Origin of the sequence: Candidatus Pseudomonas phytovorans (assembly GCA_029202525.1) — a bacterium.
Lineage (GTDB): Bacteria > Pseudomonadota > Gammaproteobacteria > Pseudomonadales > Pseudomonadaceae > Aquipseudomonas > Aquipseudomonas phytovorans.
In genome coordinates this window covers 1,851,866-1,865,980 of the sequence record CP119325.1, presented here as the reverse complement: position 1 = coordinate 1,865,980, position 14,115 = coordinate 1,851,866, and the positions used below count along the sequence as shown (strand labels likewise).

Genomic DNA, 14,115 nt, shown 5'->3' with positions numbered 1-14,115 from the left:
CTTCGCGGGTAAACCCGCTCCCACAGGGACCGCTTGGGTATGTGAAACGTTAACAAGGCTGCTGCACGCTGCGCTCTGCCACGATCTCTGGCAGGTCTTGGCGGCGCAGGTAGGCGCGCAGTGGCTCAGCAATATTCAGGCGGTCATCCACATGCTGATCCAGCAGCAACGCGAGCCGCTCACGGCACAGCGCCATGCGCTGCCCTTGCTCGGGGCGCCAGACAAATTCGTTACAGGGGATAATGCTGTCGTCGGCCACGTCCATACCGAACGCGTCCTCGGAAAAGCGCACGATATGCACGCCGCGCTTGCCATGAAAACCGACAAAGCCCTTGAGCTGGTCGGCGGCGTTGCAAATGTCCTGTGAAGTGATGGCCATGACGTAACCTCGCAATGAAATCGGAAGATACGCACGCCTGGCGGGGGTCGGTCGCCTCTGTCGGGCAACTCGCAAGGGGCAGCCTAACGCAAGTGGCAGGCCGTTCGCCAAGGTTTTTCGTGCGTGCCCGACACCTCTGCACCTGCGGCCGACATCCTGTTCAGGGTTCACTTGCCGCGGGGTCGACCTGCGACGCCAGCACCGCCGCCAGCCACTGCATGAATGCCTGAACCCGGCGTGGCACGTGCCGTTGCCGGGCATACAGCAGTGACACCGGCATCGCCGGGGCCTGCCAGCTTTCCAGCAGTGAAACCAGCTCGCCTCGCTGCAGGTGCTCGGCCACACCCACCGCCGGTACCTGGATCAACCCCAGCCCGGCCAGGCAGGCCGCCGAGTAGGCCTCGGCGTTGTTGACCGTGACCACACCCGCCATGGCCTGAGAGTGCAGCTCACCTCCTTGCAGGTATTCGAACCCGGCGCTGCGCGCACCCAGGGTACGCACGTAGTGCACCAGCTGGTGCCCGGCCAATGCCTGCGGCGTCTGCGGCACGCCGTAGCGGGCCAGGTAGGCGGGGCTGGCACAGTTGCGCATGCTCAGTTGCCCGACGGGTCGCGCTACTACATCCAGGTCCTGCAGGGCACCAATGCGCATCACGCAGTCAAACCCTTCACGCAGCAGATCGACCTGGCGGTCGGTGCAACTGAGCTCTACTTCCAGCTGTGGGAAACGCTGCAGAAACTGCGGCAACGCCGGGATGATGACCCGCCGGGCCATCATGGTCGGCAGGTCGATACGCAGGCGACCGGCCAGTTCGGCATCGTCGGCGCTGAACAGGCTCTCGATCTCGTCCATGCCGGACAGCAGGTCCTTGCTACGCTCGTAAAGCAAGGCGCCATCCTGGGTCGCCTGGACCCGGCGGGTAGTCCGGTTGAACAACTGCGTGCCCAGCAGGCGCTCCAGCGCCTTTACCTGCTCTGACACGGTCGACCGTGGCAGCCCCAGGCTCTCGGCAGCCAGGGTAAAACTGCTGACTTCACTGACCCGCACGAAGGTGCGCAACAACTCCAATTTGTTCACTCAGGCCTCGACTGTCCGGTTTTAGCGAACAGTATTTCCATTTTTGCAGGATTTAACAGCCTCGGAACGACCAATAACCTGCCTTCATCAACCCACCCAGAGGTTTTCACCATGACCCGCAAAATTGCCCTGATCACTGGCGCCAGCCGCGGCCTCGGCCGTAATGCTGCCGAACACCTGGCCGCACGCGGTATTGATGTAGTCGGTACTTACCACAGCAAGGCGGACGAGGCCCAAGCCGTAGTCGCCCGACTGGAACAGGCCGGGGTCAAAGCGGCCATGCTGCAACTGGACGTCAGCGACAGCAGCAGTTTTGCCAGCTTCGCCGAGCGCCTGGGCACCACCCTGCAGCAGCACTTTGGCCGCGAACGTTTTGACTTTCTGGTGAACAATGCCGGGATCGGGCTGAACGTGCCGTATACAGAAACCAGCGAGGCGCAGTTCGACCAGTTGCTGAACATCCAGCTGAAAGGGCCGTTTTTCCTCACCCAGCGCCTGCTGCCGCTGTTGGTCGACAATGGCCGCATCGTCAACATTTCCACCGGCCTGGCGCGCTTTGCGCTGCCGGGGTATGCCGCCTATGCCGCGATGAAGGGTGCCATGGAGGTGCTCACCCGCTACCAGGCCAAGGAACTGGGCGCGCGTGGCATTCGCGTGAACATTCTGGCGCCAGGGGCGATCGAGACCGACTTTGGGGGCGGTGTGGTGCGGGATAACCAGCAGGTGAATGAGTACATTGCCGGCAACACGGCGCTGGGGCGAGTGGGCTTGCCGGATGATATCGGGGCGGCGATTGCGCTGTTGCTGGAAGACGGCAATGGCTGGATCACCGGGCAGCGGCTGGAGGTTTCTGGCGGGATGTTCCTCTAGATCCAAGATTTTGGGGCCACGTTGTGGCCCCGGCATCACTGCTCATGCACCTGCACGCTGGCGGTCATCCCGGCGCTCAGGGTCACTCCTTCCGGCACCTGATCCAGACGAATCCTCACCGGTATGCGCTGGGCCAGCCGCACCCAGTTGAAGGTCGGCTCCACCTCCGGCAGCAACTGGCTGTCCGGGTTGCTGTTGCGGTCGGTGATGCCGCGGCTGATGCTCTCCACATGCCCTTGCATCGGCTCACCCGCGCCCATCAACCAGACTTTCACCGTGTCCCCGACGCGAATACTCGGCAGCTTGGTTTCCTCGAAGTAGGCCTGGATATAGAAGGTTGAATCATCCACCAGGGCCATTACCGATTGCCCGGTGTTCACATAGTTGCCCTCGGCCAGACGCAAGTTGGTGATATGCCCGCTGCGCGGTGCCCGCACTTCACTGCGCGCGAGGTTGATCTTGGCAACCTGCAACTGCGCTTCGGCCTCATGCAGTTCGCCGCGCGCGATGGCGGCATTGATCTGGGCGTTTTCACGCAACTCGGCACTGATCGCCTCTGGCCCCAGGGCAGTACGCCGGGCTGCTTCGCGCTCGCGCAAGCGCAGTTGCTGGGCGCGGGTATCAGTCACCGCGCTGGCCTGGTCGAAGGCCGCCTGAAAGCGCTCGCGGTCGATGCTCATCAACAAGTCGCCAGCCTTGACCTGCTGGTTATCACGGGCCTTGAGCTCACGCACCCAGCCGGACACGTCCGGGGCGATCACCACCACATCGGCACGCACACGGGCGTCGCGGGTCCAGGGTGTAAGCATGTAGTACTGCCACAGCTGGTAGCCGGCCAACACGGCCAGAGCCACCACACACAGCGTCACCAGGGTACGTACGGCCGCACGCATCGAAACACTCCTTTATAAGGCTCCCAGCAGCCTCACCACCAGGAACAACACACAAACGAACAGCGCTGTGTCGAACAACGCTTCATGCCAGATCCAGCGCCCTAACGGCGTCGCCTGTACCACCAGGCGCAACACGCCGGTGATCACCAGCGCCAGCAACACATAAAGCAGAAACGGGCTGAGCAGCACGCCGCCCACCTCCCATTCACGCAACCCCATGGGCGTCCTCCTGCCAGCGGCACCATTTGCTCCAGCTTTTCTGCAATTGCAGCACCGCACCTTCGGCCAGCCGCAGCGGGTCACTCGCAGGCAGTTGGCGCACGGCGGCAATGAATTGTTCACTGGCGGCGTCCAGGCGCTGCCCACGCCCGGCGGCCGGCCCTTTGGCCAGCACCGCCTCTACCTGCTGCAGGTACTCGCGCTCGGCCCGCCCCAAGGGGGCCTGGGCGACCGCCAGGCACATACGCAGGTGCACCAGTTCATCGCCGATATCCAGCCCATGCAGGCCGTCATCCCAGCGCTTGCGCTCGCTTTCGGGCAACTCGCCAGCATGCCGCGCCAGCTGCATCAGGCGGTCGGCCATGCGCCCGCCAAACCAGCTGTCGGCACCGCGCAGGTCGCGCCGGGTCAGGCGCACCAGGTCGCTCTGGGTGGCCGCACGCAGTCGCCTGCCCAGCCAGGCCGGGTGACGGAACACCAGTAAACGGAAAGCCATCACCGCCGCAGATACCCCTACCAGCATCGCCAGCGCACTGTTGAGCATGGTCGCCACGCCAAACTGCATGGCGTTGAGCGGGGACACCAGCACAATGAAATGCAGGCAGTAGGATGTGGCGGTGGCCCCGGTACGCGGGTGGGCCATGCCCAACGCGCCGAGAAACAGCGGCACGCCCATCGCCAGGCAAAGCATGGCGAAGCTGCTCCACTGCGGCAGCAGGATCTGCCCGACCAGAAACGCCGCCGGTATCGCCAGGAAGATCCCACGCAGAAAGCTCAAGCCGATCTGCGCACCGTTCTCGCGGCTGGCGAACAGGCTACAGACCACGCAGGTCAGCACCAGGCCACCCGGCGCCGAAGGCCATGCGGTCGCCAGCCAGAAGCCGCTCATCACCAGAAAGGCCAGTGCACTGCGTGAACCGAACAACAAAGCCAGGGACCAGTCGCGGTGCGCGGCCAAGCCCTGGGACACGTCCTTGGGCGCCCTGCCCGCCTCCACATCCTCCAGCGCCAGGCTGGCGGCCATGGCGTAATCCAGCAGCAAGGTCATGCGCGCCAGGCAGAAGTGCTCCGCCGAACTGATCTGCTCATCATGGGCGGCATCCCAGATGCGTTGGCGCAGCAGCAACAGGCTGGGCTGGTCGGGTTTGGCCAGTAGCGCACGAACCTCTTCCAGCCAGTGTGCGAGGTGCGCGGCCTCCTGCTCATCGAGTTGTCGCCACTGCCGGCGTACTGAGCGCGAGATGCGCAAAAGCACCATCAGCTTCTGGCTCAGGCCACGAATGGCGCGGGCTCGCTGGCGGCCGCGGTTGCCCTCGAACCAGGCATGCTCACGCTGGCTGTCGATGGCAACGATACGCCCAAGGCTGTCCAGCAAGCCTTTGCGCGCCTCGTCTGCGCCGCCCAGCATGGCACTGGCCGCCTGCAGGCCGTTGTGCCAGGCCTGCCGGGCCTGCCCGCCCAATTGCTGCTCCACCCGCATTGGCCAGAGCAAGGCGCTGCTGGCGGTGGCGCACACAATGCCCAGACAGATCTCGGTACAGCGCGCCACGGCCTGGTCGAACACTTGCAGCGGGTGGTCGATGGCTGGCAAGGCAATGATCGCGGCGGTGTAGCCCGCCAGTACAAAAGCGTAGGCCCAGGCGCTGCGCAGTTGGGTCGAGGCTGCGGTGCACAGCGCCAGCCACAGCGCCAAGGTAATCAGGAACAGGCCAGGGGTCTGGGCGAACAGGCCGATGAACAGCACCGACATCACTGTGCCGACCAAGGTACCCGCCAGCCGCGCCAGGCCTTTTTGCACCACCATCCCTGACAGTGGCTGGGCAACGATGAACGCGGTCATCAGTGCCCAGGACGGTTGCTCCAGGCCCCAGCGCATCGCCAGCCACAGCGCCAGTCCGCCACCGAGCAAGGTCTTGAAAGCGAACTTGAGGGCGAGGCTGCTGGGGGCAAACAGGGCCTGAAGAGTGATGGGCACGAGGCGGACCTTGCGGGGATGGTCTTGGTAAAACGATAGACAATGGTGGGCAGGATAAGGTAGAAATGAATAATTAGCTAGCTAATCATCTTTTCATGTGCTGGCCTCTTCGCGGGCTCGCCCGCTCCCACAGGTACTGCACAGGCCTCAAGCACCGAGTACAGACAAACACAAACGCCAGGCAAAAAAAATGGGCGACCGAAGTCGCCCTAAATGCCTTGCGTGCTCGTGTACCTGAAAGGTCAGCGCGGCTTGCGCTTGTTCGAGTCCTTCCAGATGAATATGCCCAGACCGGCAAAGAAAGCGACCATCAACCCGACCGTTACCACACCGGCGATAACCACGTTGTCGAAGAACATGTCGGCCTCCCCATTCGTTTGCCGTTGTCCGATGGGTGCACGTTAACCAATGTGGGGATGGAGAAAATTGATCGGGGTCAATGGTGCCCGGGGCCGGGCACGCGAGGCGGGTGCAGGGTTGACCTGCGTCAAGTTTCAGCGCTTCTTCGGTTTGCCCTTGGGCTTCTTTTTCTTGCTGGTGCTCAATGGAAGGGCCTGCTCGAACGCGTTGCGCATATCGTTCAGGCGCTTTTCCTTGAGGTCGTGAACACGCTTGGCGCGTTCGGCATCGAAATCGATGAGGTTGTCTTGGCTCATGGGCGGGCTCGACGATCAACTGAGGCTTGCATGATGAAGCCAGGCGCAGGCGCTGACCAGCCCCGCGTCAGACTTCGATGTCCACCAGCAGCCCCTGGCGTACGTGCTCGTCCATAAGCGGCGCCACCGGCACGGTGTTGTCGGCGTTGACCTCGTCACCTGGCACCGCACTGTAGCGGCCCTGGTTGCCCTGCTTGCGACGTTGCTGCTGGCGTCGCTGCTCATCGCGCAGCAACAGCGCCTGCTCCTGCGGGTCGCGCTGCTGCTTGAGGTCGATGGCACTTTCGCCGGACGCAGGCTGTGTCGGCACCACCGGCTTGATGTCGGGGGTTGGCTTGACCGGGTCCTGTTGCGAAGTCACCGGGGCGGCGCTGAGCGGTATGATGGGCGGCAGCATGGGCGTTCTCCTATGCCCCCTGTATCGGCAGGCGCGGGTTTACCTTGATGTCATGGACAACAATTACTCGGTTTCTTCGTCAGGGTCGTCGTCGCTTGGCGGGCTGGCTTCGCTCCAGGGCCGCTTGTAAACCTGCTGCCAGACTGCATCCATATGATCGCGCAACACCTGCGGCGCGGTTTTGAGCGAGGCGCTATCATCACGATCGCCGCCGATCGGCTCTTCACCCGCCGGGCTGATCAGCGACTGACCAGTGATGGTGTAACTGGCCTGGCCTTCGCGCATTTCGATGGCGATGTCGTGCGGGTCGATGCCACCGCCACAGAAGGCATGGCTGGCCACCGTCACCTCGGCTACTCCGTCCTTGTTAAGGTCGCTGACATCACTGACGTCGTTGTAGAAGTCCACATCCAGGTCCAGCCCCGGGCAGGTGGTTTCCTGCTCGATCTGCCAGCGCGCCTTGAAGGCATCGCTTGCGCCAGTGCGCCCGTACAAGGTGGCCTTGAGTACCACCTTGTCCACCTCCTGCTCGCTTTCCGGATCGCTGGCCTGGCCATCGCTGCGGCTCAGTACCAACAGGCCTTCACCGTCGCGGTCACGAAAGTGCACGCTCTTGATCGGCGTCTGCACGCCCAGTACCTCAAGCTGCTCCGTCGGGATAGCAGACAAGGTCTCGAAGTTTTTCTGCTCGCAGGCGGCCAGCAGCAACAGGCTGCCCACGGCCATGGAGGCGCTGATCCAGCGGTGCTTGGCAGACATCTTGATCCGGGGCCCTCGTCAGCTGCACGGTACGAGGCGATGAAACGGCTAGACTGACTAACTTCCTGTTGTCGTTCGGCACCTTTCGGTGCGTTCGCACTTTGGTCTGACCGGCCGATCCGTTAACATAATCGGCTTTTTCATCGCGGGAGTTCAGGCAGTATGGCGCAGCAGTATCAACCGGGGCAACGCTGGATCAGCGACAGCGAAGCAGAGCTCGGCCTGGGTACCATCCTGGCGCAGGATGGCCGCCTGTTGACCGTGCTCTACCCGGCCACTGGCGAAACCCGCCAGTATTCCCTGCGCAACGCGCCGCTGACCCGCGTGCGCTTCTCGCCAGGTGACCAGATCACCCACTTCGAGGGCTGGAAGCTGACCGTGCGCGAGGTCGATGACATCGACGGGCTGATGGTCTACCACGGCCTGGACGGGCAGAACCAGCCGCGTACCCTGCCAGAAACCCAGCTGTCGAACTTCATCCAGTTCCGCCTGGCCAGTGACCGGTTGTTCGCCGGGCAGATCGACACGCTGTCGTGGTTCAGCCTGCGCTACAACACCCTGCAGCACAACAGCAAGCAGATGCAGTCGGCGCTGTGGGGCCTGGGCGGCTGCCGCGCGCAACCCATCGCCCACCAGTTGCACATCGCTCGCGAAGTCGCCGACCGCAGCGCCCCGCGGGTACTGCTGGCCGACGAAGTGGGCCTGGGTAAAACCATCGAGGCCGGCCTGGTGATCCACCGCCAGCTGCTGTCGGGCCGCGCCAGCCGCGTGCTGATCCTGGTGCCGGAAAACCTCCAGCACCAGTGGCTGGTGGAAATGCGCCGCCGCTTCAACCTGCAGGTCGCCCTGTTCGATGCCGAGCGCTTTATCGAAAGCGACGCCAGCAACCCGTTCGAGGATGCCCAGCTGGCGCTGGTTGCCCTGGAGTGGCTGGTCGACGACGAAAAGGCCCAGGACGCACTGTTTGCCGCTGGCTGGGACCTGATGGTCGTCGACGAGGCCCACCACCTGGTCTGGCACGAAGACCAGGTCAGCGCCGAATACGGCCTGGTCGAGCAACTGGCCCAAGTGATCCCGGGCGTGCTGCTGCTCACCGCCACCCCCGAGCAACTTGGCCAGGACAGCCACTTCGCCCGCCTGCGCCTGCTCGACCCCAACCGCTTCCACGACCTGGCAGCCTTCCGTGCCGAAAGCGAACACTATCGCCCGGTAGCCGAAGCCGTTCAGGAACTGCTTGAAGAAGGCCGCCTGTCGCCCAAGGCCCACGCCACCATCCAGGGCTTCCTGGGTGCCGAAGGCGAAGCCCTGCTGGCCGCGGTCAACGACGGCGACAGCCAGGCCAGCGCTCGCCTGATCCGCGAACTGCTGGACCGCCACGGCACCGGCCGCGTCCTGTTCCGTAACACCCGCGCGGCGATCCAGGGCTTCCCTGAGCGCCAGCTGCACCCTTACCCGTTGGCCACACCCGAGCAGTACCGCGACCTGCCAGCCGGCGAGCACGCCGAGCTGTACCCGGAAGTTGCCTTCCAGGCCCAGGGTGATGTGGCTGACGACGAGCGCTGGTGGCGTTTCGACCCTCGCGTCGACTGGCTGATCGACACCCTGAAGATGCTCAAGCGCACCAAGGTACTGGTGATCTGCGCCCACGCCGAAACCGCCATGGACCTGGAAGACGCCCTGCGTGTGCGCTCCGGCATTCCGGCCTCGGTGTTCCATGAAGGCATGAACATCCTTGAGCGCGACCGCGCCGCCGCCTACTTCGCCGATGAAGAGTTCGGTGCGCAAGTGCTGATCTGCTCCGAGATCGGCAGCGAAGGCCGTAACTTCCAGTTCGCCCACCACCTGGTGATGTTCGACCTGCCAGCGCACCCGGACCTGCTCGAACAGCGCATCGGCCGCCTGGACCGGATCGGCCAGAAGCACACCATCCAGTTGCACATCCCGTACCTGCAGGACAGCCCGCAAGAGCGCCTGTTCCAGTGGTACCACGAAGGCCTCAACGCCTTCCTCAATACCTGCCCTACCGGCAACGCCCTTCAGCACCGGTTCGGCCCGCGCCTGCTGCCGTTGCTTGAAGGTAGCGACAGCAAGGCCTGGGATACCCTGGTGGCTGACGCCCGCAGCGAGCGCGAACGCCTGGAAGCCGAACTGCACACTGGCCGTGACCGCCTGCTGGAGCTCAACTCCGGCGGTGCCGGCGAAGGCCAGGCGCTGGTCGAGGACATTCTCGAACAGGATGACCAGTTTGCCCTGCCGATCTACATGGAAACCCTGTTTGACGCCTTCGGCATCGACAGCGAAGACCATTCCGAGAACGCCCTGATCCTCAAGCCGAGCGAAAAGATGCTCGATGCCAGCTTCCCGCTGGGCGATGACGAAGGCGTGACCATCACCTACGACCGTGCCCAGGCGCTGTCGCGTGAGGACATGCAGTTCCTCACCTGGGAGCACCCGATGGTGCAGGGCGGCATGGACCTGGTGTTGTCCGGTTCGATGGGCAACACCGCGGTGGCGCTGATCAAGAACAAAGCGCTCAAGCCGGGCACCGTACTGCTTGAATTGCTGTTCGTCAGCGAAGTGGTAGCACCACGCAGCCTGCAACTGGGCCGCTACCTGCCGCCTGCGGCACTGCGCTGCCTGCTCGACGCCAACGGCAACGACCTGGCTTCCCGCGTGGCCTTCGAAACCCTCAACGAGCAGCTTGAAAGCGTGCCGCGCGCCAGCGCCAACAAGTTCGTCCAGGCCCAGCGAGATGTGCTGGCCAAGCGCATCAGCGGCGGTGAAGAGAAGATCATGCCGACTCACGTCGAGCGCGTCGCCGAAGCCCAGCGCCGCCTGGCGGCTGAGGCCGACGAGGAACTGGCCCGCCTGGTGGCACTGCAAGCGGTGAACCCGAGCGTGCGCGACAGCGAAATCGACGCCCTGCGCAAGCAGCGTGAAGATGGCCTGGCGATGCTGGACAAGGCTGCCTTGCGCCTGGAGGCCATTCGCGTACTGGTGGCTGGCTAAGCAATCAGGAACCGCTCCCCTTGTGGGAGCGGGCGTGTCAAGGCGTCGAACCGCCGCAAACACCGGCGAAGCCGGTGTCATCCACCGCGTTGGATTCTTCGCGGGCACGCCCGCTCCCACAGGGATCGCACAACGGCCCAAATCCATATTCCTGACTGCGATTAGGTTGATAACCAAATCGTAGAAATCAATGTGCCATTATTCAGGAAGGCTTAAACACCTCTTCCTATACTGCCTCTGGACAGTCTGCACAGGGTTGTAGCGCAGACGAGTGAAAACTCGATCATGGGGCACTCAATGGAATGGCTGGGGCTGCAACTGTTCGCCGATGTTCCGGCAACCGGGCGCATCGTTATCGATTGCCGCCATGAACCGTTTCTGGTTCTACTCGCCTACTTCGTTGCCTGCGCGGCTTGCTTCGCGACCCTGGACATGGCCGAGCGCCACGCCCAAAGCGAAGACCCCACGGCCCACCGACAATGGCACATGCTTGGCGCCTGCTGCCTGGCCGGTGGCATCTGGGCCATGCACTTCATCAGCATGCTGGCCTTCCAGGCCCCGGTGGAGGTGCACTACGACGTTTCCCTGACCATTATTTCGCTGCTCATAGCCTTGGCCGTCGGCTGGGCGACCATGCACAGTCTCGACCGCCGCCACATGCGCGCGCATCATTACCTGCTAAGCGCACTACTGATCGGCCTGGGCATTATCCTCATGCACTTTGTCGGCATGGCCGCGATGGAAACCGGCGCCCATCAGTATTACCAGACTGGCCTGCTGCTGGCCTCTGCCGCCATCGCCCTGCTCACCAGCCTGGCTGCGTTGTGCCTGGCCCGGTACTTGCGCCATGGCAGCGGCACCCTGCAACAGGCCATGAAGTACGGCGCCAGCCTGCTGATCGCCGGGGGTATCGTCGCCACCCATTTCACCGCCATGACGGCCATGACCCTGGTGATCCCGGCCGATACGGCACTGCGCCTGCCCTCTGGCGATAACAGCCTGCAACTGGGGCTGGGCATCGGTTTCATTACCCTGTTGATCAGTGGCGCCAGTATCAGCGCCGCACTGGCCGACAAGAAACTGCAAAGCAAGGAACACGACCTGCGCCGGGTCAGCGTACTGCTCAGCCAACTGGACCAGGCCCGCGCCTCACTGCAGCAGGCGGCGCACTACGATGCCCTGACCAACCTGATCAACCGCCGTGGTTTCAATCAGGTGTTCGCCGAGCGCCTGGCCGACCACCAGGCCACTGAAAACCGCCTGGCGGTGATGTTCCTCGACATCGACCATTTCAAGCGCATCAACGACAGCCTTGGCCACGACGCTGGCGACGAACTGCTCAAAGTGATCGCCAATCACATCAAGGCCGCCACCCGCCATCAGGACCTGGTCGCACGCCTGGGCGGCGACGAGTTCTGCGTGGTCACCAGCCTCGGCAACTGTGACGAAGCCCGCCACCTGGCACAGCGCATCATGCAACGGATGAAAGAGCCCATCGACCTGGGTGGTCGGCGCATGGTCATGACCACCAGCATTGGCGTGAGCATCTTCCCCGACGACGGCACCAACGCCGAAGAATTGCTCAAGCATGCAGACCTGGCCCTTTACCAGTCCAAGGACAGTGGACGTAACAGCCTGCACTTTTTCAACGAAAACCTGAAAACCCGGGCCTCCCTCGCCTTGCAACTGGAAGAAGAACTGCGCCTGGCCCTGCTCGAAGAGCGTGGCTTGTGCGTGCATTACCAGCCCATCTTCGACATGCGCAGCGGGCAGGTCGCCAAGCTTGAAGCCCTGGTGCGCTGGCATCACCCGCAGCACGGCCTGCTGGGGCCCGACCGCTTCATCGGCATTGCTGAAGCCAACGGCCTGATCATCGACCTTGATCTGTGGGTGATGCGCCACGCCTGTGCCGACCTGAAACATCTGCAGCGCCACGGTTATGGCGACATCAAGGTGACGGTCAATTGCTCGGCAGTAACCCTTAGCCACGACGAACTGCCCATTGAGGTGGAGAAGGCGCTAGTTCACACCGGCCTCGCGCCCCGGTACCTGGAGCTGGAGGTGACCGAAAACGCCCTGATGGGTGATATCCAGCGTACCGTCAACCTGCTCAAGCGCGTTCGTGCGCTGGGCGTGGCGTTGTCGATCGACGACTTCGGCACTGGCTACTCTTCACTGGCCTACCTCAAGCGCCTGCCGCTGGACGTACTGAAGATCGACCGCACCTTTCTGCAGGACGTGCCGGGCAGTCAGAAAGACCGCGAGATCGTCCAGGCGATCATCGTCATGGCGCACACCCTGCACCTACAGGTAGTCAGCGAAGGCGTGGAAACCGTCGAACAGCAGGCATTCCTTGAAACCCATGGCTGTGACTACCTGCAGGGGTACCTGCTGGGGCGCCCGGTACCGCTGGCCGACCTGCGGCCGCTACTGGAGCGGCTGCAGAGCCAAAGCGATGTACTCAGACCTTGTTGCGGTACAGTTCTACAAGGGTCGCCGGATCTTTTTGCAGGTAACCCTGGCTACCGTGCAGGCGCATCAGCTGCGCGGCGAGGCCACTGAGCGGTGTCGCCGAACCTTGCTCGCGGGAAAACCTGACCGCGCCATCGAGGTCCTTGAGCAGCGTACGCACGTGCCACTTGATCGGCTCGAAACGGCTTTCAGCCATTTGTGGCGCAAGGATCTGCAGCGGCCTGGAATCGGCAAAACCACCGGCCAGCGCTTCGGCGATCAGCGTTGCGTCCACGCCGGACTGTTCGGCCAGCGCCACCACTTCGGCGATCACCAGGGCATTGCACGCCACGATCATCTGGTTGCAGGCCTTTGTCACCTGCCCCGCGCCCACTGCCCCCATGTGTGTCACGCGCTGGCCCAGCACCCGCAGCACTGGACGTGCGCGTTCCAGGTCGGCCGCTTCACCGCCCACCATGATCGCCAGGGTTCCGGCCTCGGCACCTGGCGTGCCGCCGGACACTGGGGCATCGAGCCAGGCCATGCCGCACAGCACCGCAAGCTCGGCGGCCATTTCACGGGTGGCGGTGGGTTCCAGGCTGGAGAAATCGATCAGCAACTGGCCACTGCGCCCACCTTGGGCAATGCCTTTCTCGCCAAACACCACCTCACGCACCACAGCCGTGTCGGCCAGGCACAGCAGGACCATGTCGCTGCTCTGGCTCAGTTCGGCGGGGCTGTTGGCAAGGCGCGCGCCGGCTGCGACCAGCGCGGCGCACTTGTCCGGGCTGCGGTTCCACACGGTCAGCGGGTACCCCGCAGCCAACAGGCGTCGGCACATGGGCAGGCCCATCAGGCCGATCCCGGCGAATCCAAGCGAAGGTAGTGCAGTGCTCATTGATGACTCCTGACTATTCGAATTGTTTTCCAGGCTGGCAAGAACGGTGAATACATTACGCATCCCGTAAACTGTTACCGCCACGCCGAATTGTTACTTACCTCTACCCGCCTTGAACGCCTTCAAGCACCAAAACGGGGCTGCTGTGCATTTTTGCGCACCAAAAACGATCACACCTGAGCCGCAGGCTTCACCTGAATAACGATGAACGGCGAAACCACCACCGCCCAGATCTCTGGATCGCGGCTTTGCAGGTCCAGTGCCTGCTCGGCCGACACCGGCCCAACAGTGCCATCACTACGCCACTTGGCGAAGATCTCGCCGCGATTCTCGGCCATCGCCTCGGCAACGGTGATCAGGTCCAGGCTGGGGTCGACCCAAATCAGGTCACCCTTGGCCCAGAAACGCTCCAGCGCTTTCCACTCGATGATTGCCGTCTCGCCAAGCAATTTGGCATAGAGGGTGCTTGTTTGATCAGTCATGGGTGGTATCCGCAAAAATCGGCCAATAAAAAAGGCCGGCATTTTTGCA

General features: G+C 63.2%; 13 protein-coding genes. 3 read left to right on the top strand and 10 right to left on the bottom strand.

Translation table 11 applies throughout. From position 1 onward, the window contains the following. Positions 1-49 precede the first annotated feature (49 nt). Together P0Y58_08310 and P0Y58_08305 are read right to left on the bottom strand one after the other, a co-directional pair. Entirely contained in the window at positions 50-379 is a 330-nt protein-coding gene (locus P0Y58_08310) for a DUF2025 family protein (protein WEK32192.1), read from the bottom strand. Between the two features lie 160 nt (positions 380-539). Next, positions 540-1,457 carry a LysR family transcriptional regulator gene (locus P0Y58_08305; protein WEK32191.1) on the bottom strand — a complete coding sequence of 306 codons (918 nt, stop codon included), beginning with the start codon at positions 1,455-1,457 and terminating at the stop codon, positions 540-542. Between the two features lie 111 nt (positions 1,458-1,568). On the opposite strand from P0Y58_08305, the gene P0Y58_08300 reads away from it, so the two are divergent. Beyond that, positions 1,569-2,327: an SDR family oxidoreductase gene (locus tag P0Y58_08300; protein WEK32190.1), complete on the top strand. Its 759-nt coding sequence runs from the start codon at positions 1,569-1,571 to the stop codon at positions 2,325-2,327. A gap of 35 nt (positions 2,328-2,362) precedes the next feature. Here the strand turns inward: P0Y58_08300 and P0Y58_08295 are convergent, their stop codons facing one another. The 6 genes from P0Y58_08295 to P0Y58_08270 form a co-directional block, all read right to left on the bottom strand. Further along, positions 2,363-3,220, bottom strand: coding sequence for an HlyD family secretion protein (locus P0Y58_08295; protein WEK32189.1), 858 nt, complete (start codon positions 3,218-3,220; stop codon positions 2,363-2,365). Positions 3,221-3,232: 12 nt separating this feature from the next. Further along, positions 3,233-3,439, bottom strand: coding sequence for a DUF1656 domain-containing protein (locus tag P0Y58_08290; GenBank protein WEK32188.1), 207 nt, complete (start codon positions 3,437-3,439; stop codon positions 3,233-3,235). Then, on the bottom strand, positions 3,426-5,414 hold the full coding sequence (locus tag P0Y58_08285; protein WEK32187.1) for an FUSC family protein: 1,989 nt from the start codon (positions 5,412-5,414) through the stop codon (positions 3,426-3,428). Before P0Y58_08285 ends, P0Y58_08290 begins: the two co-directional genes overlap by 14 nt. Positions 5,415-5,908: 494 nt before the next feature. Beyond that, positions 5,909-6,070 (bottom strand): hypothetical protein, encoded by a 162-nt coding sequence (locus P0Y58_08280; protein WEK32186.1) that lies wholly within the window; start codon positions 6,068-6,070, stop codon positions 5,909-5,911. A 67-nt stretch (positions 6,071-6,137) separates the two neighbouring features. Further along, positions 6,138-6,467, bottom strand: a complete 330-nt coding sequence (locus P0Y58_08275) for an aspartate-semialdehyde dehydrogenase (protein WEK32185.1) — start codon at positions 6,465-6,467, stop codon at positions 6,138-6,140. 63 nt (positions 6,468-6,530) lie between these two features. Further along, entirely contained in the window at positions 6,531-7,226 is a 696-nt protein-coding gene (locus P0Y58_08270) for a hypothetical protein (GenBank protein WEK32184.1), read from the bottom strand. 162 nt (positions 7,227-7,388) lie between these two features. Between P0Y58_08270 and rapA the strand changes: the two genes are divergently transcribed. Both rapA and P0Y58_08260 read left to right on the top strand, forming a co-directional pair. After that, the gene (gene rapA / locus P0Y58_08265; GenBank protein ID WEK32183.1) at positions 7,389-10,235 is read left to right on the top strand and encodes an RNA polymerase-associated protein RapA; all 2,847 of its coding nucleotides are present in this window, start codon (positions 7,389-7,391) and stop codon (positions 10,233-10,235) included. Positions 10,236-10,532: 297 nt separating this feature from the next. After that, a complete protein-coding gene (locus P0Y58_08260; protein ID WEK32182.1) occupies positions 10,533-12,797 on the top strand; it encodes an EAL domain-containing protein in 2,265 nt (754 codons plus the stop codon). Here P0Y58_08260 and P0Y58_08255 read toward each other — a convergent pair. Next, positions 12,697-13,584 carry an NAD(P)-dependent oxidoreductase gene (locus tag P0Y58_08255; GenBank protein WEK32181.1) on the bottom strand — a complete coding sequence of 296 codons (888 nt, stop codon included), beginning with the start codon at positions 13,582-13,584 and terminating at the stop codon, positions 12,697-12,699. The two genes, P0Y58_08260 and P0Y58_08255, sit on opposite strands and share 101 nt — an antisense overlap. Before the next feature lie 170 nt (positions 13,585-13,754). After that, entirely contained in the window at positions 13,755-14,066 is a 312-nt protein-coding gene (locus tag P0Y58_08250; protein WEK32180.1) for a DUF2288 domain-containing protein, read from the bottom strand. Positions 14,067-14,115 lie beyond the last annotated feature (49 nt).